1 protein-coding gene and 1 pseudogene are annotated in these 1,863 nt (G+C 67.6%); both read left to right on the top strand.

All coding sequences use genetic code 11. From position 1 onward, the window contains the following. A pseudogene (locus WA944_RS17020) lies at positions 1-719 on the top strand (EAL domain-containing protein); the annotation flags it as partial. 98 nt (positions 720-817) lie between these two features. Further along, positions 818-1,669 carry a maleylpyruvate isomerase family mycothiol-dependent enzyme gene (locus WA944_RS17015; RefSeq protein WP_526371791.1) on the top strand — a complete coding sequence of 284 codons (852 nt, stop codon included), beginning with the start codon at positions 818-820 and terminating at the stop codon, positions 1,667-1,669. The last annotated feature ends 194 nt before the right edge of the window (positions 1,670-1,863 follow it).

Here is a 1,863-nt window from a genome sequence, read left to right as displayed (position 1 = left end):
ACGGGTTCAGGCTCGCCTACCAGCCGGTCGTGCGCCTCCCCGGGCGGACCCCGGTGGCGGTCGAAGCCCTGGCGCGGTGGACCGCGCCGAGTGGAATCGACATCGCCCCGCAGACTTTCGTCGCGGCCGCCGAAGCGGCGGGGTTGGGTGCCGAACTCGATGCGCTGGTCCTCGACCTGGCGTGCAGTGACGTCAAGGCTGCCGGTCTGGACCTCACCATCCACGTCAACATCGGGGCGGCACGGCTGGGCAACCCGTCCTTCGAGGGCCACGTCCGCCGCGCGATCAACCACCACGACATGGAACCGACTCGGCTCGTCGTGGAGATCACCGAGACCGTGCCCATCGTCGACCTCGCCGAGGCCGCCGCGCAGATCAACCGGCTGCAGTCATTGGGTGTCAGGGTGGCGCTGGACGATTTCGGGGCGGGATTCAATTCGCTGATGTACATGCACGCGCTGCCGGTGCAGATCGTCAAGCTCGATCGCAGCTTCGCCGTGGGTACCGATTCGGAACGGAATCTGACGATGTACCGGTCTGTGGTCCGGCTGTGCAGCGAGCTGGGACTGTCGGTGATCGCTGAAGGCGTCGAGTTGCCTCCCTAGGCAGAGACCGTCTACCTGGCCGGGTGTCGACTGGCCCAGGGCCACCTGTTCGGCAAAGCGGTTCCCATCACCGAGCTCAGCCGGGGTTCGAAGGCGCACGGCGCGCCCGTATGACCCCCCGCCCCGCGAGCGGGCGCGTCTGCTCGCCGACACGCCGGGCGGAACGTGCATTTCGCGCACGCTCGCGGCCGGAACGCACTACGTTCTGCTGGGTGAACAGCCCGTCTCGCCCCGTCACCCTTCTCGATAAGTCCGACGTGCTCGATGGTCTTTTCGCGTCGTGGCGCAACATCGATGCGTTGTTGCAGACGGTGCGTCCCGAGGACTGGACGACGCCGACGTCGCTGCCCGGATGGACGGTGCACGACGTCGTCGCCCACATGGTGGGCACGGAATCGATGCTGCAGGGTGTGCCGACGCCGCAGGCGGACATCGACGTCGCGGCGCTCGAGCATGTACGCAACGACATCGGGGTGCTGAACGAGCACTGGGTGTGGAAACTTCGCGACCTCGGCCACACCGAGCTGCACGGCGAGTTCCGCAACGTGACCGCCCAGCGCCAGGTGGTGCTGTCCGAGATGCCGGTCGAGGAGTGGAACACCACCACCGCGACGCCGGCGGGCCCGGACACCTACGGGCGGTTCATGCGGGTACGGGTTTTCGACTGCTGGATGCATGAACTCGACATCCGGGACGCGCTCGGGCGGCCTGCCGGCAGCGACGAGCTCGTGGGTCCGGCGTCGCGGCTGGCGCTGGACGAGATGGCCGCCAGCATGGGGTTTGTGGTGGGCAAGCTGGGCGGCGCGCCCGACGGTTCCCGGGTCAGGATCGAGCTGACCGGGCCGCTGGCGCGACAGATCAACGTCGCGGTGGACGGCCGCGGGCGTGTGGTCCCGGACTTCGGCGCCGACGAGCCGACCACGACCATCACCCTCGACGCGGTGCTGTTCACCCGGGTTGCGGGAGGTCGGACAGCACCGGCGACACCCGGCGCGGAGATCGGCTACGGCGGCGACGAGGCGGTCGGTCGTCGCATCGTCGAGCGGCTGAACTACGTGATCTGACCCCCGCGGACTATTTAATCGCTGGACGGCGTTGAACGGACCGGTAGTATGAATGGTCCTGCCGGAGGTCGGCAGGGGTGCGAGGGGCTGAACGGTTTCGACTTCGCGCATCGAATCAAGGGAAGCGTGCCGGTGCAGGCAACTGACCACCGTAAGCGTCGTTGCAACCAATTAAGCGCCGATTCCAATCAGCG

The organism is Mycobacterium sp. (genome assembly GCF_049683355.1).
Lineage (GTDB): Bacteria > Actinomycetota > Actinomycetes > Mycobacteriales > Mycobacteriaceae > Mycobacterium.
The sequence above is the reverse complement of the archived record's forward strand: the minus strand, read 5'-3'. Positions and strand labels throughout refer to the sequence as shown.